Source organism: Pseudomonas sp. BIGb0558 (assembly GCF_024807515.1).
In the GTDB taxonomy this organism is placed as follows: domain Bacteria; phylum Pseudomonadota; class Gammaproteobacteria; order Pseudomonadales; family Pseudomonadaceae; genus Aquipseudomonas; species Aquipseudomonas yamanorum_A.
Genome location: NZ_JANUEW010000012.1, coordinates 15233 through 36212, shown reverse-complemented (window position 1 = coordinate 36212; position 20980 = coordinate 15233). Strand labels below are relative to the sequence as shown.

At 58.7% G+C, this 20980-nt stretch carries 25 protein-coding genes and 1 tRNA gene; 19 read left to right on the top strand and 7 right to left on the bottom strand.

Features of this window, described 5'->3' with window-relative positions; translation table 11 throughout:
* Positions 1-11 precede the first annotated feature (11 nt).
* The 3 genes from M2400_RS16270 to M2400_RS16260 form a co-directional block, all read right to left on the bottom strand.
* On the bottom strand, positions 12-701 hold the full coding sequence (locus M2400_RS16270) for an endonuclease (RefSeq protein ID WP_177078972.1): 690 nt from the start codon (positions 699-701) through the stop codon (positions 12-14).
* Positions 702-705: 4 nt separating this feature from the next.
* On the bottom strand, positions 706-957 hold the full coding sequence (locus tag M2400_RS16265; protein WP_177043912.1) for a DUF1654 domain-containing protein: 252 nt from the start codon (positions 955-957) through the stop codon (positions 706-708).
* A gap of 229 nt (positions 958-1186) precedes the next feature.
* Complete coding sequence (locus tag M2400_RS16260; RefSeq protein WP_010175648.1) at positions 1187-2275, bottom strand: asparaginase; 1089 nt, start codon at positions 2273-2275, stop codon at positions 1187-1189.
* 568 nt (positions 2276-2843) lie between these two features.
* On the opposite strand from M2400_RS16260, the gene M2400_RS16255 reads away from it, so the two are divergent.
* The 7 genes from M2400_RS16255 to M2400_RS16225 are packed head-to-tail and all read left to right on the top strand — an operon-like array spanning position 2844 to position 9812.
* Complete coding sequence (locus M2400_RS16255) at positions 2844-3803, top strand: sugar ABC transporter substrate-binding protein (protein WP_259197333.1); 960 nt, start codon at positions 2844-2846, stop codon at positions 3801-3803.
* Positions 3804-3861: 58 nt separating this feature from the next.
* Entirely contained in the window at positions 3862-5415 is a 1554-nt protein-coding gene (locus M2400_RS16250; protein WP_177043910.1) for a sugar ABC transporter ATP-binding protein, read from the top strand.
* Positions 5412-6389 (top strand): ABC transporter permease, encoded by a 978-nt coding sequence (locus M2400_RS16245; RefSeq protein ID WP_003219960.1) that lies wholly within the window; start codon positions 5412-5414, stop codon positions 6387-6389. Before M2400_RS16250 ends, M2400_RS16245 begins: the two co-directional genes overlap by 4 nt.
* 3 nt (positions 6390-6392) lie before the next feature.
* Positions 6393-7415, top strand: coding sequence for a LacI family DNA-binding transcriptional regulator (locus tag M2400_RS16240; protein WP_003219958.1), 1023 nt, complete (start codon positions 6393-6395; stop codon positions 7413-7415).
* Between the two features lie 23 nt (positions 7416-7438).
* The gene (rbsK, locus tag M2400_RS16235) at positions 7439-8356 is read left to right on the top strand and encodes a ribokinase (protein ID WP_259197334.1); all 918 of its coding nucleotides are present in this window, start codon (positions 7439-7441) and stop codon (positions 8354-8356) included.
* Positions 8353-8757: a D-ribose pyranase gene (gene rbsD / locus M2400_RS16230; protein WP_177043908.1), complete on the top strand. Its 405-nt coding sequence runs from the start codon at positions 8353-8355 to the stop codon at positions 8755-8757. Before rbsK ends, rbsD begins: the two co-directional genes overlap by 4 nt.
* Positions 8758-8783: 26 nt before the next feature.
* Positions 8784-9812, top strand: coding sequence for a nucleoside hydrolase (locus M2400_RS16225; RefSeq protein WP_010175635.1), 1029 nt, complete (start codon positions 8784-8786; stop codon positions 9810-9812).
* Positions 9813-9845: 33 nt separating this feature from the next.
* Here the strand turns inward: M2400_RS16225 and M2400_RS16220 are convergent, their stop codons facing one another.
* Positions 9846-10058 carry a hypothetical protein gene (locus tag M2400_RS16220; RefSeq protein WP_003219951.1) on the bottom strand — a complete coding sequence of 71 codons (213 nt, stop codon included), beginning with the start codon at positions 10056-10058 and terminating at the stop codon, positions 9846-9848.
* Positions 10059-10203: 145 nt separating this feature from the next.
* Here M2400_RS16220 and M2400_RS16215 point away from each other — a divergent pair, with 145 nt between their 5' ends.
* Entirely contained in the window at positions 10204-10509 is a 306-nt protein-coding gene (locus M2400_RS16215) for a hypothetical protein (RefSeq protein ID WP_177043907.1), read from the top strand.
* Between the two features lie 146 nt (positions 10510-10655).
* Entirely contained in the window at positions 10656-10976 is a 321-nt protein-coding gene (locus tag M2400_RS16210; RefSeq protein ID WP_177115339.1) for an I78 family peptidase inhibitor, read from the top strand.
* A 73-nt stretch (positions 10977-11049) separates the two neighbouring features.
* Here the strand turns inward: M2400_RS16210 and M2400_RS16205 are convergent, their stop codons facing one another.
* Positions 11050-11262, bottom strand: a complete 213-nt coding sequence (locus M2400_RS16205; protein WP_003179963.1) for a cold-shock protein — start codon at positions 11260-11262, stop codon at positions 11050-11052.
* 289 nt (positions 11263-11551) lie between these two features.
* Positions 11552-11866, bottom strand: a complete 315-nt coding sequence (locus tag M2400_RS16200; RefSeq protein WP_259197348.1) for a hypothetical protein — start codon at positions 11864-11866, stop codon at positions 11552-11554.
* Between the two features lie 364 nt (positions 11867-12230).
* Between M2400_RS16200 and thrS the strand changes: the two genes are divergently transcribed.
* The 9 genes from thrS (at position 12231) to M2400_RS16155 (ending at position 19684) form a co-directional block, all read left to right on the top strand.
* A complete protein-coding gene (gene thrS / locus M2400_RS16195) occupies positions 12231-14153 on the top strand; it encodes a threonine--tRNA ligase (RefSeq protein WP_177078969.1) in 1923 nt (640 codons plus the stop codon).
* Entirely contained in the window at positions 14153-14704 is a 552-nt protein-coding gene (gene infC / locus M2400_RS16190; RefSeq protein WP_169850653.1) for a translation initiation factor IF-3, read from the top strand. The genes thrS and infC overlap by 1 nt, the downstream gene beginning before the upstream one ends.
* A gap of 59 nt (positions 14705-14763) precedes the next feature.
* Positions 14764-14958, top strand: a complete 195-nt coding sequence (gene rpmI / locus M2400_RS16185; RefSeq protein WP_002553160.1) for a 50S ribosomal protein L35 — start codon at positions 14764-14766, stop codon at positions 14956-14958.
* A gap of 28 nt (positions 14959-14986) precedes the next feature.
* Positions 14987-15343: a 50S ribosomal protein L20 gene (gene rplT / locus M2400_RS16180; protein WP_003219940.1), complete on the top strand. Its 357-nt coding sequence runs from the start codon at positions 14987-14989 to the stop codon at positions 15341-15343.
* Between the two features lie 109 nt (positions 15344-15452).
* Positions 15453-16469, top strand: coding sequence for a phenylalanine--tRNA ligase subunit alpha (pheS, locus tag M2400_RS16175; RefSeq protein ID WP_003219939.1), 1017 nt, complete (start codon positions 15453-15455; stop codon positions 16467-16469).
* Positions 16470-16495: 26 nt separating this feature from the next.
* Complete coding sequence (pheT, locus tag M2400_RS16170; RefSeq protein ID WP_259197335.1) at positions 16496-18874, top strand: phenylalanine--tRNA ligase subunit beta; 2379 nt, start codon at positions 16496-16498, stop codon at positions 18872-18874.
* A 3-nt stretch (positions 18875-18877) separates the two neighbouring features.
* Positions 18878-19180: an integration host factor subunit alpha gene (gene ihfA / locus M2400_RS16165; protein ID WP_002553164.1), complete on the top strand. Its 303-nt coding sequence runs from the start codon at positions 18878-18880 to the stop codon at positions 19178-19180.
* The gene (locus M2400_RS16160) at positions 19161-19517 is read left to right on the top strand and encodes a MerR family transcriptional regulator (RefSeq protein ID WP_003174972.1); all 357 of its coding nucleotides are present in this window, start codon (positions 19161-19163) and stop codon (positions 19515-19517) included. The genes ihfA and M2400_RS16160 overlap by 20 nt, the downstream gene beginning before the upstream one ends.
* A gap of 90 nt (positions 19518-19607) precedes the next feature.
* A tRNA-Pro gene (locus M2400_RS16155) sits at positions 19608-19684 on the top strand.
* A gap of 84 nt (positions 19685-19768) precedes the next feature.
* Here M2400_RS16155 and M2400_RS16150 read toward each other — a convergent pair.
* Positions 19769-20131 (bottom strand): helix-turn-helix domain-containing protein, encoded by a 363-nt coding sequence (locus tag M2400_RS16150; protein ID WP_177043904.1) that lies wholly within the window; start codon positions 20129-20131, stop codon positions 19769-19771.
* Between the two features lie 111 nt (positions 20132-20242).
* On the opposite strand from M2400_RS16150, the gene M2400_RS16145 reads away from it, so the two are divergent.
* Complete coding sequence (locus M2400_RS16145) at positions 20243-20977, top strand: SDR family NAD(P)-dependent oxidoreductase (RefSeq protein ID WP_177078967.1); 735 nt, start codon at positions 20243-20245, stop codon at positions 20975-20977.
* Positions 20978-20980: the final 3 nt, after the last annotated feature.

The following is a 20980-nucleotide window of genomic DNA, read 5'->3' as shown; positions in this document are numbered from 1 at the left end:
CGCGTTTTTATTCAGCCGCAGGCTTTCAGGTTCACCGGGCCGACGAATTCATTGCCGCGCCCCATCACACACGCCACGGTTTGATTGCGCTGGCGTTCCCAGGGTTGTACCGGATAAGTCTTGTTCCAGGCCTCGTAGAGCTGGCGGTCCTGTTTCGACAGACGCAAGCCATACTGCTTGCTCATATAGAAGTACGTACGGGCGATCATCCCGCGAATGGATGGGCGAGGCATGACCTTCTTGGCCTTGAAGTCCACCTGCGTCAGGCACGAGCCGTATTGCCCGCTTTGCACCGGCAGCCAACCAAAACTGAAGTTGTTACGGTCGCCATTCACCTCGCCGATGCTCGGCACCAGATTGTGCAGGTCCGCCTCGGCACGCTTGTATACCGCATCCTTGCGGGTGCAGTTCTTGCGCCCGCCCTCCTGCCAGCACTGGCGCTGATGGCCGATTTGCCAGGCGGGAACAATGTGCTCCCACTCGATACGTGCCGCCCGGTTGGCGTTCTTGCGCGGGACATAGCCGCAGGCTTTCAGGTCCACCCGGTTACCGTTGTATTTGCAGCCGCAATAAAACTCCGTGGATTGCGGCTGGTAAAGCTTCCAGGCGATTTTCTTGGCTTCGCTGAAGGTCTTGGGGGCTTGCGCGTGAGCGGTGACAGCAAAAAACACAAACAACACACTGATAAAACGGACACTCATTGACTCAATCTTCCTTCGGCACAACCCAGAAAATCTGCACGCCACCGTCATCGCGATAGGCGAGGGTGACGTTGTCGTTTTCTGCAATCTCCTCCAGTAGTCGCGCCCACTCGTCTTCCGGTTCCTCCGGCAAACGGAAAATCAACGCTGCCTTGTTTTTTTGGGCATTGGTGGAATTGATGATTTTCTGCACGCGAACGGCCAGGCGTTCGTAGGCATCAGGGGTTGTCGATACGGCGGAGGAGGGCTTTGCCACGGAGTATTCCTTATTAGGCTGTACGTGCATACAGTATTTAACTGTGGGCAATTTCGCAACTGCTTAAAATTCAAGAAGTTCTTCTGACAATGCTTTTGCCGATTTGGTGTAGGAGGGCTTTGTTTTTCAAGGATTTTTTGCGCGAGGGGTAAAGCGGGGGAAGTTGGACCCGCTCGCGATGCGCCACGAGCGGGATGGCCCAACCGTTACCGGCCAGGCCTGAGGGCGATCAATATTCCCAGAACATCCGTTGCAGTTCCTTGCTGTCCTGAGTCTTGGTCAGGGCGACCATCGCCAGGATGCGGGCTTTCTGCGGGTTCAGGTCGTGGGCAACCACCCAGTCGTATTTGTCGTCAGGCTGTTCGGCGTTACGCAGAACGAAACCGCCGGCATTCACGTGGGAAGAGCGAATGATCTGCACGCCTTGCTTGCGTAGTTCCTGCAGGGCAGGCACCACCTTGGAAGACACCGAACCATTGCCGGTACCGGCGTGGATGATGGCTTTTGCACCGGCCTGGGCCAGGGCTTTGTAGGCAGTGTCGCTTACGTTGCCGTAGGAGTAGGCAATTTCGACATCCGGCAGACTTTTGATGGTCTTGATGTCGAATTCCGAGTTCATGGTGTGGCGCTTGGCTGGCAGGCGGAACCAGTAGGATTTGCCTTCAACTACCATGCCCAGCGGGCCCCATGGGCTCTTGAACGCTTCAGTCTTGATGTTGATCATCTTGCTGACATCGCGGCCCGACTGGATCTCGTCGTTCATGGTCACCAGTACGCCTTTGCCGCGGGCGTCTTTGCTGCCGGCTACGGCAACGGCGTTGTACAGGTTGAGCATGCCGTCAGCCGACATGGCAGTGCCCGGGCGCATCGAGCCGACCACCACGATTGGCTTGTCGGTCTTTTCCACCAGGTTCAGGAAGTAGGCGGTCTCCTCCAGGGTGTCGGTACCGTGGGTGATCACGATGCCGTCGACGTCCTTGCTGTCTGCCAGTTCGGCGACGCGGCGACCCAGTTGCAGCAGGTTTTCGTTGGTGATGCTTTCGGAGGCAATTTGCAACACTTGCTCGCCGCGTACATTGGCGATCTGGCTAAGCTCAGGAACACCGGCGATCAATTGTTCGATGCCGACTTTGGCGGCCTGGTACGTCGCACTGTTGGCTGCGCTGGCGCCAGCGCCGGCGATGGTGCCGCCAGTGGCGAGGATCACCACGTTGGACAGTTTTTGCTTGGTTTCAGCTTCTTTTGCCTGAGCGGCAACAGGGAACAACAGCAGGAGGGCTAACGCGCCCGGGACGAAAGTTTTCAACGCAGATTTCATTATTCTTCTCTCTAGTTTTGGATGAGTGCTGATGCAGGTTCATCTAGAAACACCCGGGCGGTTCTGAGCGCCGCGAGGTGCTGAGTAAGAGCAGGATTTGTACCAGCGGTATTTTGTTATTAAATAGAATTTAACTTATTGATTTATATCTATTTTTGTTCGGTTTTCAGCCGATGATTTTTGTTTCGTGTCCGGCTTTCCGAACAAACTGGCGGGTGAGTGTTCGGTTGTCCGAAAGGGATGACGGAAAAGAGAGGGCGTTATACGTGGCAGGCACACCGCGACCTGTCGTTTCAGAGAACGAGCAAACGGCGCCGATGTTTAATGAGGGCAGCCAATGGCCGCGAGGGCGGGGCGTAGAGCGTATTCATCAAAAGGCTGTTTTCTCCCGTTGACAAATCTCGACAAGCTTCTCATAGTTTGATCTAACGCAAACGTTTGCGAGTTGTTTCACGGGGTGCCCCCCGAGTGTCGTGAAAACTCGTATCAGTCGCCCGGGTGGGATGGCTGCCGAAGCGTTCTTCGGTGCAAGCGTTGCTCACAATAATCATAAGATCGGAGTGAACCCATGAAGCTGCCATTTGCTGGACGTCTTCTTGCTGTCGCTGTGCTTGCTGCCGCATCCGCTGCCCTGCCTCTTTCCTCTGCATTTGCCGCCGAGACCGCCGCCAAACCCAAGGTCGGCCTGGTCATGAAATCCCTCGCCAATGAATTCTTCGTCACCATGCAAGACGGTGCCAAGGAATACCAGAAAGCCCACGCCGCCGATTTCGACATGATCACCAACGGGATCAAGAACGAAACCGATACCGCTGCGCAGATTGATATCGTCAATCAGATGATCCTGTCCAAAGTGGACGCCATCGTCATTGCTCCTGCTGATTCGAAAGCCTTGGTCACCGTGCTGAAAAAGGCCTCCGACAAAGGCATCAAGATCGTCAACATCGACAACCGTCTTGATGTGGACGTGCTGAAAAGCAAATCCCTGAATATTCCGTTCGTGGGGCCGGACAACCGCAAAGGCGCGCGCCTGGTGGGTGAAGAACTGGCCAAGCACCTCACCAAGGGTGACGAGGTTGGCATCATCGAAGGTGTGTCCACCACCACTAACGCCCAGCAGCGTACCGCTGGCTTCAAGGATGCGATGGATGCCGCCGGCGTGAAGATCGTCTCCACCCAGTCCGGCGAATGGGAAATCGACAAGGGCAACGCGATTGCCGCTGCGATGCTCCAGGCAAGCCCGAACATCAAGGCACTGTTGGCCGGTAACGACAACATGGCACTGGGCGCAGTCTCCGCCGTGCGCGGCGCCGGCAAGGCGGGCAAGGTATTCGTGGTTGGCTACGACAACATCGAAGCCATCAAGCCGATGCTGCAGGACGGCCGTGTCCTGGCCACCGCCGACCAGGCCGCTGCCCAGCAAGCCGTGTTCGGTATCCAGAACGCTCTGAAACTGGTCAAGGGTGAAAAAGTCGATGCAGTGGATGGCATGATCGAAACCCCGGTCGAACTCATCCTCAAGAAGTAATCCCCGGCAGCACAAAACAGCGTCCGCTCACCCCGAGCGGACGCCTGGAGACGTTCCTATGTCATCTTCCGCACCGAACGCTGTCCTCTCGGTCAGCGGTATCGGCAAGACCTATGCCCAACCGGTTCTATCCGACATCACCCTGACGCTCAATCGTGGGGAAGTGTTGGCGCTTACCGGTGAGAATGGTGCAGGTAAAAGCACCCTGTCGAAGATCATCGGTGGGCTGGTCACACCGACCGACGGCCACATGCAGTTCAATGGCCAGGCCTACACGCCGGGTAGCCGCACCCAGGCCGAAGAGCAGGGCATCCGCATGGTCATGCAGGAACTCAACCTGCTGCCGACCCTGACGGTCGCCGAAAACCTGTTCCTCGATAACCTGCCCAGCCACGGTGGCTGGATCAGCCGCAAGCAATTGCGCAAGGCCGCGATTGAAGCCATGGCCCAGGTTGGCCTGGACGCCATCGACCCGGACACTCTGGTCGGCAGCCTCGGCATCGGCCACCAGCAGATGGTCGAGATCGCCCGCAACCTGATCGGCGATTGCCACGTATTGATCCTCGACGAACCCACGGCGATGTTGACCGCCCGTGAAGTCGAGATGCTGTTTGAGCAAATCACCCGCCTGCAAGCCCGGGGCGTGGCGATTATCTATATTTCCCACCGGCTCGAAGAACTGGCCCGTGTCGCCCAGCGCATCGCGGTATTGCGTGACGGCAAACTGGTGTGTGTCGAGCCGATGGCCAACTACAACAGCGAGCAGTTGGTCACGCTGATGGTGGGCCGCGAACTGGGCGAGAAAATCGACCTGGGCCCGCGCACCATCGGCGCGCCGCTGTTGACGGTCAAAGGCCTGACGCGCTCGGACAAGGTCCGCGACGTGTCGTTTGAAGTGCGTGCCGGCGAAATCTACGGCATCTCCGGCCTCATCGGTGCCGGCCGTACAGAGTTGTTGCGCCTGATCTTCGGGGCCGACCTGGCCGACAGCGGCACCGTCGCCCTGGGCACGCCTGCACAAGTCGTCAGCATTCGCTCGCCCGCCGACGCGGTCGGTCATGGCATCGCCCTGATCACCGAGGACCGTAAAGGCGAAGGCCTGCTGCTGACCCAATCCATCGGCGCCAATATCGCCCTGGGCAACATGCCGAAAGTGTCCAGTGCCGGCATGGTGAATAGTCGCGATGAAACCGCCCTGGCCAAACGCCAGGTCGACGCGATGCGCATCCGCAGTTCCAGCCCGGCGCAGTTGGTGTCCGAGCTGTCGGGCGGTAACCAGCAGAAAGTGGTGATTGGCCGCTGGCTGGAGCGCGATTGTGAGGTGATGCTGTTTGATGAGCCCACCCGGGGCATCGACGTCGGCGCCAAATTCGATATTTACGCTTTGCTCGGCGATCTGACCCGCCAGGGCAAGGCGCTGGTGGTGGTGTCCAGCGACCTGCGTGAGTTGATGCTGATCTGTGACCGTATCGGCGTGCTCTCCGCCGGGCGCTTGATCGAGACCTTCGAGCGCGACAGCTGGACCCAGGACGAATTGCTTGCCGCTGCTTTTGCCGGCTATCAGAAACGTGATGCGTTGCTCAATGAGGCAGCGCCTAGGAATACCCCATGAAAACCACTTCTTCCCCCGCAAAACGTGGCGGCAACTTCTACGGCCTGGGCACCTACCTGGGCCTGGCCGGCGCCTTGCTGGCGATGATTGCGCTGTTCTCGTTCCTGAGCGACCACTTCCTCTCGTACGACACCTTCAGCACCCTGGCCAACCAGATTCCCGACCTGATGGTGTTGGCGGTCGGTATGACCTTCGTGCTGATCATCGGCGGCATCGACCTGTCGGTGGGCTCGGTGCTGGCCCTGGCCGCATCCGCCGTCAGCGTGGCGATTCTCGGCTGGGGCTGGAGTGTGTTGCCGGCCGCTGTGCTGGGCATGGGTTGCGCCGCGTTGGCTGGTACCATTACCGGTTCGATCACCGTGGCCTGGCGTATTCCGTCGTTCATCGTGTCACTCGGCGTGCTGGAAATGGCCCGCGGCGTGGCGTACCAGATGACCGGCTCGCGCACCGCCTATATCGGTGATTCGTTTGCCTGGCTGTCCAACCCGGTGGCTTTCGGGATTTCTCCGTCGTTCATCATCGCTCTGCTGGTGATTATCGCCGCGCAGCTGGTGCTGACGCGTACCGTGTTCGGTCGCTACCTGATCGGCATCGGTACCAACGAAGAGGCCGTGCGTCTGGCCGGGATCAATCCAAAGCCCTACAAGATTTTGGTGTTCAGCCTGATGGGCCTGCTGGCCGGCGTGGCGGCACTGTTCCAGATTTCCCGCCTGGAAGCGGCAGACCCCAACGCCGGTTCCGGCCTGGAGTTGCAAGTGATCGCTGCCGTGGTCATTGGCGGCACCAGCCTGATGGGCGGGCGTGGCTCGGTGATCAGCACGTTCTTCGGCGTGCTGATCATCTCGGTACTGGCGGCAGGGTTGGCGCAGATTGGTGCCACCGAACCGACCAAACGTATCATCACCGGTGCCGTGATCGTGATCGCGGTGGTGCTGGATACTTACCGTAGCCAGCGCGCCAGTCGGCGAGCCTGAGCCATGGCAACGATCAAGGATGTGGCTGCGCTGGCGGGGATTTCCTACACCACCGTGTCCCATGTGGTGAACAAGACGCGCCCGGTCAGCGAGCCGGTGCGGATCAAGGTCGAGGCGGCCATCAAGCAGCTCGACTACGTGCCCAGTGCGGTCGCGCGATCGCTGAAGGCCAAGACCACCGCGACCATCGGCCTGTTGGTGCCTAACAGCCTCAACCCGTACTTTGCGGAGCTGGCCCGGGGCATCGAGGATTACTGCGAGCGTAACGGCTATTGCGTGATCCTCTGCAACTCCGACGACAATGCCGAAAAGCAGCGCAGCTACCTGCGGGTGCTGCTGGAAAAACGCATCGACGGGCTGATCGTGACCTCCGTTGGCGGTGACGACAGCGGCCTGGCGACGGGCCTGAAAGCGGTGCGCACGCCCATGGTCATCGTCGACCGGGCGCTGGACGGGATCGATGTCGACCTGGTGCGCATCGACCACGAACAGGGCGCTTACCTGGCGACTCGGCACTTGCTGGATCTGGGCCATCGCGACATTGCCTGCATTGGTGGCCCGAGCCATACCCGTGTGGCGCAGATGCGTATGGCGGGTTACTACCGCGCCCTGGCCGAGGCCGGGCTGGAAGTGCCTGCCGGTCGCGTGCTGGAAAGTGATTTCACCAGCACCGGTGGTTACGCGGCTGCGGCGCAACTGCTGGCGGATAATCCGCCCAGCGCGATTTTTGCCGGCAACGACATGATCGGCTTCGGCGTCTTGCGCGCGGCGGCCGAACGCAATATCCGCGTACCCGGCGAGCTGTCGGTGATCGGGTTCGATGATATTCAAATGAGCCAGTACGTGTACCCGGCGCTGACCACGGTAGGCCAGTCGATCCTGCAACTGGGAGAGATGGCGGCCGAGCTTTTGTTGCGACGAATTGCGACACCCCAATTGCCGATCGATCAACGCATCGTGACGCCGAGTATTGTCCTGCGCGAGTCGACGGCGCCGTTGGCCGGTGTGTTCGCCCAATACCGCTGAACCGAATTGATGAGTACTGATGTATGCCAGCAAAAATAGTGGTAATAGGCAGCCTGAACATGGACCTGGTCACCCGGGCCAGCCGGCTGCCCCGCGCCGGTGAAACCCTGATCGGCCAATCGTTTTCTACCGTCCCGGGCGGCAAGGGCGCCAACCAGGCGGTCGCTTCGGCGCGCCTCGGGGCCGAGGTCGCTATGGTCGGCTGCGTGGGCTCCGATGCCTATGGCGCGCAACTGCGCGATGCATTGTTGGTGGAAGGTATCGATTGCCAGGCCGTCAGCACCGTCGACGGTTCCAGTGGCGTGGCGCTGATTGTGGTGGATGACAGCAGCCAGAACGCGATCGTTATCGTCGCCGGCAGCAACGGCGAGCTGACTCCTGCCAAATTGCAGACATTTGATAACGTGCTGCAGGCCGCCGACGTCATCGTCTGCCAGCTTGAAACACCGATGGACACCGTCGGCCATGCCCTCAAGCGCGGTCGCGCACTGGGCAAGACCGTGATCCTCAATCCGGCGCCGGCCAGCGGTCCGCTGCCTGAGGATTGGTACGCTGCCATCGACTACCTGATTCCCAATGAAAGCGAAGCCTCGGCTTTGAGTGGCGTGGTGGTCGACTCACTGGACAGCGCCAAGGTCGCCGCCACGCATTTGATCAAGGCCGGTGCCGGCAAAGTGATCATTACCCTCGGCTCCGAAGGCGCGTTGTTTGCCGACGGCCAGGGCTTTGAGCACCTGGTGGCGCCCAAGGTCAAGGCGGTGGATACCACGGCTGCCGGTGACACCTTCGTTGGTGGTTTTGCGGCGGCGCTGGCCAACGGCAAGAGCGAGGCCGAGGCCATTCGTTTCGGCCAGGTGGCGGCGGCGTTGTCCGTGACCCGGGCCGGCGCACAACCCTCCATTCCTACATTGCATGACGTCCAAGGTTTTGTGCCCTCATGAAAAAGACTCCCTTGCTCAATATCGCGCTGTCGCGGCTGATCGCGTCCCTTGGCCATGGCGACATTCTGGTGATCGGTGATGCCGGCCTGCCTGTGCCGCCGGGCGTCGAGCTGATCGACCTGGCACTGACCAAAGGCATCCCGGATTTCGTCAGCACCCTGCGCATCGTGCTCAGCGAAATGCAGGTGGAAAGCCACGTGCTTGCCGAAGAAATCCTGCTCAAGCAACCGCCGGCCCTGGCTGATCTCAATACCCTGACCGAGCAGGCCGCCCTTGGCGAGCGCCGCCTGGTCAGCCACGAAGAGTTCAAGCAGCTCAGCCGCAAGGCGAGGGCGGTGGTGCGCACCGGCGAGTGCCAGCCTTACTGCAATATCGCGCTGGTCTCCGGCGTAACGTTCTAGAATTTCCCAACGACAAGGAGTGCGTCATGCAACGTGGTACCCAAACCCTGCGACACCTGTTCCGGAGTGTGCTGCTTTTGTCCGTGCTAACTGCTGCAAGCGCCCATGGGGCGGAAAAAATCGACCTGATCATCGATACCGACCCCGGTGCCGATGACGTGGTGGCCCTGCTGTTCGCCATGGCCTCGCCCGATGAGTTGAAGATTCGCGCGCTGACCACCGTTGCCGGCAATGTGCGTCTCGACAAGACCTCTCGCAATGCGCGCCTGGCCCGCGAGTGGGCAGGGCGCGAGGAAATCCCGGTATACGCTGGTGCTCCGAAGCCGATGCTGCGCACGCCGATCTATGCCGAAAACATCCACGGCAAGGAAGGCATCTCCGGTGTCACCGTGCATGAGCCGAAAAAAGGCCTGGCCGAGGGCAATGCCGTTGATTACCTGATCAAGACCCTCAGCACCGCCAAGCCTCACAGCATCACCATCGCCATGCTCGGCCCGCAAACCAACCTGGCGCTGGCATTGACCCAGGCACCGGAAATCACCCAAGGCATCAAGGAAGTGGTGGTGATGGGCGGCGCGCACTTCAACGGCGGCAATATCACGCCGGTGGCTGAGTTCAACCTGTTCGCGGACCCAATCGCGGCCGAGATCGTGCTCAAAAGTGGCGTCAAGCTGACGTATCTGCCGTTGGACGTGACCCACAAAGTGCTGACCAGCGACGCACGCCTGAAGCAGATTGCTGCGTTGAACAACAACGCGAGCAAGGTGGTGGGCGATATTCTTAATGAATATGTCAAAGGCGACATGGAGCACTACGGCATCCCGGGTGGCCCGGTGCATGACGCAACCGTCATTGCCTACCTGCTCAAGCCTTCGCTGTTCAGTGGCCGTGAGGTCAACGTGGTGGTGGACAGCCGTGAAGGCCCGACCTTCGGCCAGACCATCGTCGACTGGTACGACGGTCTGAAACAACCGAAGAACGCGTTCTGGGTTGAAAACGGCGATGCCCAGGGCTTCTTCGATCTGCTGACCGAACGTCTTGGTCGCCTGAAGTAAGCGGTCTACCGGTCGACGCTCGTCGGCCGGGTCTTATTCGCGCTCGGGGTCTGGTGCCCCCATGTGATCGGCCGGGTATTTCTCGAATACCTGGCCGATAAATGCCTGCGCGGCCTGTGTTCCCAGTTCCTTGACCAGCAGGTCGATACCGATGATTGCCAACTCCTCCGGGCTGCCCGGGCTGTAGGAGCTTTGCCCGTGGGGCCACTTGGCTTTGATGTCGGCGTGGATCGTCACGATGGTCATGGGTGTCTCGCGAGGCTGAAAGGCGGTTGGTGCATTAACTGGCGCGTGGAGTTAACCATTTTGCGCAGCGTTTGACACTGCTACTTAGGCATGAGGGGAGGGCTGTGCGACACTGTCGGCCTGTTTAATTGCCAGGGCAAACCGCGTGCAGATCGATTTGAACAACCCCGAGAGCCTCACGCTGGACGCTGTGAGGCAGTTGCTTGCCAGCGCCAGTGACAACGTTCACACCCAATTGCGCGTCACAAAGGCCGGCATTGCCTACATCTCTTCGGGCGTGGTGGGCGGTGTTGATATCGATGGCCTGTTGTTCCGCCTGGAGACTTGGGCGGCGGGTTCCGGTTATGTCGGCAACGTCGCGGCCAGCGATGAAGTGTGGGTGATGCAGATTTTCAACGCCCTCAAGCAGAACTGGCCGAAGCCACCGTTTGATTACATCGACATCTACTGAGTGCGTTCATATCTGGTGACGATTGATTCGCCAATCTGAAGCGTCGACTCAGGCAGACTGGCCCACGGCCATTTGTGACAATTCTGAAACCAAACGGCCAAACCATGGTCGCACGATCTCTGTCCATTTTTCTCAAAGGAGGCTTCATGCCTTGGAAGCTCGCATCACTCGGTACTTTGTTGGCTGCGCTTGTCTTGACGGGCTGCAGCACCCCGGGTACCTCTGAGCCAGCCAAAGACACTGCCGTGACCGATGCCGGTCATAGCCGCTGTGAGGCGAAGGCTGCCGAGTTCGCAATCGGCCAGAAGGCTTCGCCACAACTGCTGGAACAGGCCCGTAGCCGCGCCGGTGCGCAGAACGCACGAATCCTCAAGCCAGACGACATGGTCACCCTGGAATACCGCTCCGACCGCCTGAACCTCAATACCGATGACAACCTGGTGATCAATCGGGTCAATTGCGGCTGATTGTTACAGCGCTTTTATCCAGGCCATAAAAAACCCCGTCACATGGACGGGGTTTTTTAGATCAGCGCAGAAATTACTCTGGGCGAACCTGTGCAGCTTGCATACCCTTTTGGCCTTTCTCAGCCACGAAGGAAACGGTTTGGCCTTCTTTCAGGCTTTTGAAACCGTCGCTTTCGATAGCTTTGAAGTGTACGAACAGGTCGTCACCGCCACCTTGAGGAGTGATGAAGCCGAAGCCTTTTTCATCGTTGAACCATTTAACGGTGCCGGTTTGGCGATTAGACATGGTGTATCTCCAAGAAACATATATTTTCAGTAGTGCTGTGCTGCTCAGGCCAACTGGGCACACCGAGCTATCATAGTCGAAATGTTCGGCTTGGGAGCCCCCCCAAGGCATTGTTTGCTAATCAATCGCGTTGTGTTTCATGCCTTGGTTGGCTGAAAGCCCCGATCTACGGGGCTTCTGCACGAAATATCAGCTGGTAAAAAAAGCCGTAAAAGCTGCGTAATTTGTGAGAAATGGCAGTTTTCAGGGCTGTTTTTGGTCCATTAACTGGTCTGGCAGGGCCTGAATATTACTTTTTCTTCACGACTTTGCAGGACGAAATAGCCGCGACAGCTTTGTTCTTGAGCGCGGGATCTACGTTCTGGTTGGTCATGAGTTCCTTGATCTCCGCACCGCTCAATTCGGCATTGATCTTGTCCGCGCCACATTCGCAATGGTCTTGGGCGGTTTTTTTATCAACGCTTTGTTGGGCGGCAGCACTGCAATCCTTGATGAAGCTGTCCCGCGCGCCGGCAGGCCAGTTCGAAGGGGCTGCGGCGTGCGCGCCAAGGGACATGAAGGTCAGGGATGCAGCAAGGGCGAAAGTCGAGGTAAAACGCATAATGAAATGCTCCTGGAGTCGTGGACGAACGGTGATTCTCGGTGTGTTTGAGGCTCGCCGTACAGTTCAAGTTCACTTTTGGCGCTAAAAGCCGGGAATTTGCGTTTCATGAAGCGGAGCCGGCGCCATGACCGTTCATCTGTGCTAGCATCTTTCGCTTGGCTATTTTCCGGCGCGCCCTTTGCCGCCTTGCCAAGGTCTTTTTTGTTTAACTCCAGTCACTCTGGTTCGATTATCGGTTGGCCGAAAGGCTCCTGCCGCTGTAAGGCAGGCGTTCATCACTGAACGGCCTGGTGTTGGATCTTGTACTGGCTCATCCCAACCCACGTGACCTTTGGTAGGGGTCACCACTAGGAGAGGAGGCGCCATGCCAACTATTACTCTTCCCGACGGCAGTCAACGTTCATTCGATCATTCGGTTTCCGTAGCCGAGGTCGCCGCATCCATTGGTGCCGGCCTGGCCAAGGCCACCGTGGCCGGCAAGGTCGACGGCAAGCTGGTTGACGCCAGCGACCTGATCACCTCTGATGCCAGCCTGCAAATCATCACGCCCAAGGATCAAGAGGGGCTGGAGATCATTCGCCACTCTTGCGCGCACCTGATTGGCCATGCGGTCAAGCAGCTGTACCCAACCGCGAAGATGGTCATCGGCCCGGTCATCGACGAAGGCTTCTATTACGACATCGCCTACGAGCGTCCCTTCACTCCGGACGACCTAGCGGCCATCGAGCAGCGCATGCACGCGCTGATCGAGAAAGATTACGACGTCATCAAGAAGGTCACTCCGCGTGCCGAAGTGATCGATGTGTTCACCGCCCGCGGCGAAGACTACAAGCTGCGCCTGGTGGAAGACATGCCGGACGAGCAGGCCATGGGCCTGTATTACCACGAAGAATACGTCGACATGTGCCGTGGCCCGCACGTGCCGAACACGCGGTTCCTCAAGTCGTTCAAACTGACCAAGCTGTCCGGTGCCTACTGGCGCGGTGACGCAAAGAATGAACAACTGCAGCGGATCTACGGCACTGCCTGGGCTGACAAGAAGCAGCTGGCGGCCTACATCCAGCGCATCGAAGAAGCCGAAAAACGCGACCACCGCAAGATCGGCAAGCGCCTGAACCTGTTCCACCTCCAGGAAGAAGCGCCGGGCATGGTGTTCTGGCACCCGAACGGCTGGACCCTGTACCAGGTGCTCGAGCAGTACATGCGCAAGGTTCAGCGCGACAACGGCTACCTGGAGATCAAGACTCCGCAAGTCGTTGACCGCAGCCTGTGGGAGAAATCCGGGCACTGGGCCAACTACGCCGACAACATGTTCACCACCCAGTCGGAAAACCGCGACTACGCCATCAAGCCGATGAACTGCCCGTGCCATGTACAGGTGTTCAACCAGGGCCTGAAGAGCTACCGCGAGTTGCCGATGCGTCTGGCCGAGTTCGGTGCCTGCCACCGTAACGAGCCGTCGGGTGCGCTGCACGGCATCATGCGCGTGCGCGGCTTCACCCAGGATGACGCCCACATCTTCTGCACCGAAGAGCAGATGCAGGCCGAATCCGCTGCGTTCATCAAGCTGACCATGGACGTGTACCGCGATTTCGGCTTTACCGAAGTCGAAATGAAGCTGTCCACTCGTCCGGAAAAACGCGTCGGTTCCGATGAGCTGTGGGATCGCGCCGAGTCTGCACTGGCCGCCGCCCTTGATAGCGCGGGCCTTGCGTACGACCTGCAACCGGGCGAGGGCGCGTTCTACGGTCCGAAGATCGAGTTCTCGCTGAAAGATTGCCTTGGTCGCGTCTGGCAGTGTGGTACCCTGCAGCTCGATTTTAACCTGCCGATCCGTCTGGGAGCCGAATACGTCTCCGAAGACAACAGCCGTAAACACCCGGTTATGCTGCACCGGGCGATCCTCGGCTCGTTCGAACGGTTCGTCGGGATCCTGATCGAGCACTACGAGGGTGCATTCCCTGCGTGGCTGGCTCCGACACAGGCAGTGATCATGAATATCACTGATAAACAGGCAGATTTTGCCGCTGAAGTTGAAAAAACTCTCAATGAAAGCGGGTTTCGTGCCAAGTCCGACTTGAGAAATGAAAAGATCGGCTTTAAAATCCGCGAGCATACTTTGCTCAAGGTTCCCTATCTTTTGGTTATCGGAGATCGGGAAGTCGAGATGCAGACTGTCGCTGTGCGTACTCGTGAAGGTGCTGACCTGGGCTCGATGCCCGTCGCCCAGTTCGCTGAGTTCCTCGCGCAAGCGGTTTCCCGGCGTGGTCGCCCAGATTCGGAGTAATTATTATTAAGCGTGAAATGAGACAAGATAAACGAGCTGCACCGAAAGCCCCGATCAACGAGAATATCTCGGCACGCGAGGTTCGGTTAATTGGCGCTGACGGCGAGCAGATTGGCATCGTCTCGATTGATGAAGCGCTTCGTATTGCTGAAGAGTCCAAATTGGACCTGGTGGAAATCTCCGCCGACGCAGTCCCACCCGTTTGCCGGGTGATGGACTACGGCAAGTCGATCTTCGAAAAGAAGAAGCAGATTGCCGCGGCGAAGAAGAACCAGAAGCAGATTCAAGTAAAAGAAATCAAGTTTCGTCCAGGGACGGAGGAAGGGGATTACCAGGTAAAACTGCGCAACCTGGTACGTTTCCTGAGTGATGGGGACAGGGCCAAGGTATCCTTGCGATTCCGCGGCCGTGAGATGGCCCACCAGGAGCTGGGGATGGAACTCCTCAAGCGGGTTGAAGCTGACCTGCTCGAGTACGGTTCGGTCGAACAGCATCCGAAGATGGAAGGACGCCAGCTTATTATGGTCATCGCCCCGAAAAAGAAGAAGTAATCAATAGGGCACGGCAGGCCTTCTGATTATGTTTATCAACTGAATGCGGAGTACCGAACATGCCAAAGATGAAAACTAAAAGTGGTGCTGCTAAGCGGTTTCTGAAAACTGCTAACGGTATCAAGCACAAGCACGCTTTCAAGAGCCACATCCTGACTAAAATGTCGACCAAGCGTAAGCGTCAACTGCGCGGTAGCAGCTTGCTGCATCCGTCTGACGTGGCAAAAGTCGAGCGCATGCTGCGCCTTCGTTAATTTTAGTCAAGAATAGAGGAAGTAACTCATGGCTCGTGTAAAGCGTGGCGTCATGGCGCGTAAGCGCCACAAGAAAATTCTGAAACTTGCTAAAGGCTACTACGGCGCGCGTTCACGCGTATTCCGTGTTGCCAAGCAAGCGGTTATCAAGGCTGGCCAATATGCCTACCGTGACCGTCGTCAGAAAAAACGTCAGTTCCGCGCTCTGTGGATCGCTCGTATCAACGCTGGTGCACGTGTTAACGGTCTGTCCTACAGCCGTTTCATCGCTGGCCTGAAAAAAGCGTCCATCGAGATCGACCGTAAGGTTCTGGCTGATCTGGCAGTGAACGAAAAAGCGGCGTTTGCTGCGATTGTCGAGAAAGCTAAAGCCACCTTGGCTTAAGTACCCCCGACAGTCACCCTGGGCCGCTTTCGTGGCCCAAGGTGTTAAACGTCTTAAATAGGGGAAGAGCCTTCAAGCTCTTCCCCTATTTTGTATCTGGAGTCTGTACATGGAAAACCTGGATGCGCTGGTCTCTCAAGCACTAGAGGCTGTGCAAAGCGCAGAAGATATCAATGCCCTGGAGCAAATCCGGGTTCACTACCTTGGCAAAAAGGGTGAATTGACTCAGGTGATGAAGACCCTGGGGAATTTGCCGGCTGAAGAGCGTCCGCAAGTCGGTGCGCTGATCAACGTGGCCAAGGAGCGTGTTACAGAGGTTCTCAATGCGCGCAAGGCGTCGCTCGAGGAGGCCGATCTTGCGGCCAAGCTCGCCGCCGAGTCCATTGACGTGACCCTGCCTGGCCGTGGCCAGACCTCGGGCGGCCTGCATCCGATTACCCGGACTCTGGAACGTATCGAGCAGTTCTTTACCCACATCGGCTACGGCATTGCCGAAGGCCCTGAGGTCGAAGACGACTATCACAACTTCGAGGCGCTCAACATCCCAGGCCATCACCCGGCCCGGTCGATGCATGACACTTTCTATTTCAATGCGAACATGCTGCTGCGCACCCATACCTCGCCGGTACAGGTCCGCACCATGGAATCGCAGAAGCCGCCGATCCGCATCGTCTGCCCAGGCCGTGTGTACCGCAGCGACTCCGATATCACCCACTCGCCGATGTTCCACCAGGTCGAAGGCCTGCTGGTTGATCGCGACATCAACTTCGCCGACCTCAAAGGCACCATCGAAGAGTTCCTGCGGGTGTTCTTCGAGAAAGAGCTGGCGGTGCGTTTCCGTCCCTCGTTCTTCCCGTTCACCGAGCCATCCGCTGAAGTCGACATGGAATGCGTGATGTGCAGCGGTAAAGGCTGCCGCGTCTGCAAACAGACCGGCTGGCTGGAAGTGATGGGTTGCGGCATGGTTCATCCCAACGTGCTGCGCATGTCCGGGATCGACCCGGAAGAATTCTCGGGCTTTGCCTTCGGCATGGGCGTTGAGCGTCTGGCCATGCTGCGTTACGGCGTGAACGACTTGCGTCTGTTCTTCGACAACGACTTGCGGTTCCTCGCGCAATTTCGCTAGTCGTAACGGATCTTTAGGAGAGCAGGATGAAATTCAGTGAACAATGGCTGCGTGGCTGGGTAAGCCCGCAGGTAAGTCGCGACGAGCTGGTTGCCCGTCTGTCGATGGCCGGCCTTGAGGTCGATAGCGTTACGCCGGCCGCCGGTGTTTTCAGTGGCGTGGTAGTGGGCGAGGTGCTGAGCACCGAGCAACACCCGGATGCTGACAAGTTGCGTGTGTGCCAGGTCAGCAATGGTGCGGAAACCTTCCAGGTCGTGTGCGGAGCGCCCAATGTGCGCCCGGGCCTGAAAATCCCGTTCGCCATGATCGGTGCCGAGCTGCCGGGCGACTTCAAGATCAAGAAGGCCAAGCTGCGTGGCGTTGAATCCAACGGCATGCTGTGCTCCCAGGCGGAGCTGCAGGTCGGTGAAGGCAATGATGGCCTGATGGAACTGCCGGCCGACGCACCAGTGGGCCAGGACATCCGTGTCTACCTGGAACTGGAAGACGCCAGCATCGAGGTCGACCTGACCCCGAACCGCGGCGACTGCCTGTCCCTGGCCGGCCTGGCACGTGAAGTCGGCGCGCTGTACGCCGCCGCCGTTACACGTCCGGCGGTTGCAGCCGTCCCTGCCGTGCACGACGAAGTACGCTCCATCGAAGTGCTGGCACCCAACGCTTGCCCACGTTACCTGGGTCGTGTGATCCGTAACGTCGACCTGTCCAAGCCAACCCCGCTGTGGATGGTTGAGCGTCTGCGCCGTTCCGAAGTGCGCAGCATCGACGCTGCCGTCGACATCACCAACTACGTGATGCTGGAGCTGGGCCAACCGCTGCACGCTTTCGATCTTGCCGAAATCAACGGTGGCATCCGCGTGCGCATGGCCGAAGAAGGCGAAAAGCTGGTGCTGCTCGATGGCCAGCAAGTCAGCCTGCGCGCTGACACCCTGGTGATCGCTGACCACTCCCGCGCCCTGGCGATTGCCGGTGTGATGGGTGGCGAGCACAGCGGCGTGTCCGCAACCACTCGTGACATCTTCCTCGAAAGCGCCTTCTTCGATCAGATCGCCATTGCCGGCAAGGCCCGCTCCTACGGCCTGCACACCGACGCCTCGCACCGCTACGAGCGTGGCGTGGACTGGCAACTGGCCCGTGAAGCCATGGAGCGCGCCACTGGCCTGCTGCTGGAAATCACTGGCGGCGAAGCCGGCCCGATCATCGAGACCGTCAGCGAGCAGCACCTGCCGTCGGTTGCACCGATCATCCTGCGCGCCAAGGCCGTTGAGCAAATGCTTGGCCTGGTGATCGACCCGATTGAAATCGAGCGCCTGCTGTCGGCACTCGGTCTCGGTATTTCTGCCGGTGAAGCGGGGCAGTGGCACGTAGAAGTGCCAAGCCATCGCTTCGATATCAGCCTGGAAGTCGACCTGATCGAAGAGCTGGCCCGCTTGTACGGCTACAACCGCCTGCCGGTCCGTTACCCGCAAGCGCGCCTGGCGCCACAGCCGAAAGCTGAAGCCCGTGCGCACCTGCCGGAACTGCGTCGCCTGCTGGTGGCTCGTGGTTATCAGGAAGCGGTGACCTACAGCTTCATCGATCCAAAGCAATTCGAACTGTTCAACCCAGGCGTCGAGCCGCTGTTGCTGGCTAACCCGATCTCCAACGACATGGCGGCCATGCGTTCGTCGCTGTGGCCGGGTCTGGTGAAAGCGCTTTCCCATAACCTGAACCGTCAGCAAGACCGCGTTCGCATGTTCGAAAGCGGCCTGCGTTTTGTCGGTCAGCTGGATGGCCTGAAGCAAGAGCCGATGCTGGCTGGCGTAGTCTGCGGCAGCCGTCTGCCGGAAGGCTGGGCACAGGGGCGCGACACCGTCGACTTCTTCGACGTCAAGGCCGATGTGGAAGCGGTACTGGGCTTTGCCGGTGCGCTGGATGCCTTCACTTTCACCCCAGGCAAACACCCGGCGTTGCACCCGGGGCAGACCGCACGTATCGAACGTGAAGGTCGCCTGGTGGGCTTCGTGGGTGCGATTCACCCTGAACTGTCGAAAACCCTGGGGCTGGACCGTCCAGTCTTCGTTTTTGAGCTAGTCTTGGCTGAAGTCGCCTCGGGCAAAATGCCTAAATTCAGCGAGTTGTCGCGTTTCCCTGAAGTACGACGTGATCTGGCGCTGATTGCTGATCAAGGTGTTGCAGCCAGTGCGGTTCTGGACGTAATCCGTGAAAATGCAGGGGAATGGCTGACAGACCTCAGGCTATTTGACGTCTATCAGGGTAAAGGCATTGATCCGCATAGAAAAAGCCTTGCAGTTGGCTTGACCTGGCAGCATCCATCGCGCACTCTTAATGACGATGAGGTGAATACGACGACACAAAATATCCTCACCTCGCTCGAACAAAGGTTGAACGCCACGTTAAGGAAGTGACGTATGGGGGCTTTGACGAAAGCTGAGATGGCGGAACGTCTGTATGAAGAGCTGGGCCTGAACAAACGCGAGGCCAAGGAATTGGTCGAGCTGTTCTTTGAAGAAATCAGGCACGCTCTTGAAGACAACGAACAGGTCAAATTGTCCGGTTTCGGCAATTTTGACCTGCGGGACAAACGCCAGCGGCCTGGCCGCAATCCAAAAACGGGAGAAGAAATCCCGATCACGGCTCGCCGTGTGGTCACCTTTCGTCCAGGGCAGAAGTTGAAGGCCCGAGTTGAGGCTTATGCTGGAACCAAGTCATAACGACGAACTGCCCGTCATCCCAGGCAAACGCTACTTCACCATTGGTGAAGTCAGCGAGCTCTGTGCGGTAAAGCCGCACGTGCTGCGCTATTGGGAGCAGGAGTTTCCTCAACTCAACCCCGTCAAACGCACCGGGAACCGTCGGTATTATCAGCGCCAGGATGTGCTGATGATCCGGCAGATCCGTGCGTTGTTGTACGACCAGGGGTTCACCATCAGCGGCGCGCGCCAGCGTATGTCCGGTGATGAAGCCAAAGACGACACCACCCAATACAAGCAACTGATCCGCCAGATGATCTCCGAACTGGAAGATGTGCTGGTGGTTTTGAAGAAGTAATTCCGGCTTTTAAAATACTTCCACATTTCAAAAGCTTGCGGTATATTCCTGATCGCTTCGTCGCGAAGCAAACCCAGTAACACGCCTAGTCGGGGCGTAGCGCAGTCCGGTAGCGCACTAGCATGGGGTGCTAGGGGTCGAGTGTTCGAATCACTCCGTCCCGACCATATAATTTGAAAAGGCCGCGAGATTTATCTCGCGGCCTTTTTATTTGCCTGCATTTTACCCTTCACAGAACAGCCGGCTCTTCCCTAGGCCAACGCGTCGCGCCTGGCAAAGATGTCTGCCATTTGCGCCGCGTTCTCGGTTCCCCATGTGCACAGCGGGATGATCGCATCCGCCAGGCTAAGGCCAAGCGGGGTCAGCGTGTAGTCCACGCGCGGGGGCACTTCCTTGTAGTCGGTCCGTGCAAGCACCTGATCGGCTTCCAGGTCCTTCAACTGCTGGATCAGTACCTTGTCGCTGACGCCAGGGATCAAGCGCTTGAGCTCGCCATAGCGTTTCGGGCCTCCGCGCAGGAAAAACAGGACCAGCGGTTTCCACTTGCCCGAGATGATGCGCAGCGTGGCGTTGAGCCCGCAGCCGGTGTCGCAGATTTCAGATGTTGTCGTCATTTTTGATACTTACCAAAAGGTGCATACTTGTCCTTAGGTTAGCAGCGCTGCATCCTCGTCTCAAGCAAGCAATTTCCTGCTTGGGTACAACGCCAACGAAGGATGCACGTCATGACCAGACTGAATGGAAAGACCGCCGTGATCACCGGCGGCGCTACGGGCATCGGCCTCGCCGCAGCAAAACGCTTCATCGAAGAGGGTGCCTTTGTCTTCATCTTCGGCCGCCGCCAGGAAGCGCTCGATGCCGCCGTGGCCGAGCTCGGGCCCAATGCCCGCGCGGTGAAGGGCTCGGTCTCCGATCAGGCCGACCTCGACCGACTCTACGCGGCAGTGAAGGCCGAGCGCGGAACCCTCGACATCGTCTTCGCCAATGCCGGGGCGGGTAGCCCGCTTGCGCTCGGCAAGCTCACCGCCGAGCACATTGACGAAACCTTCGAGACCAACGTGAAGGGCCTGATCTTCACGGTCCAGAAGGCGCTGCCGCTGATGGGGCAGGGCGGTTCGATCATCCTGACCGGATCCAGCGCCGGCACCACGGGCGCCCCGGCATTCAGCGTCTACAGCGCAAGCAAGGCGGCCGTGCGCAACCTCGCGCGCACGTGGGCGGAAGATCTGAAGGGCACGGGTATCCGGGTCAATGTGTTGTCGCCCGGGCCGACTGCGACCGAACTCGCGAAGGCAGCGCTGGGCGAAGAAGGCATGAAGGTCTTCGCCTCGATGAATCCGCTCCAGCGCATGGCCGATCCGGCGGAAATCGGAGCGGCAGCCGCGTTTCTTGCGTCCCGGGACAGCAGCTTCATGACTGCCAGTGAGCTCGCCGTCGACGGCGGCCTGGCGCAAATCTGACCA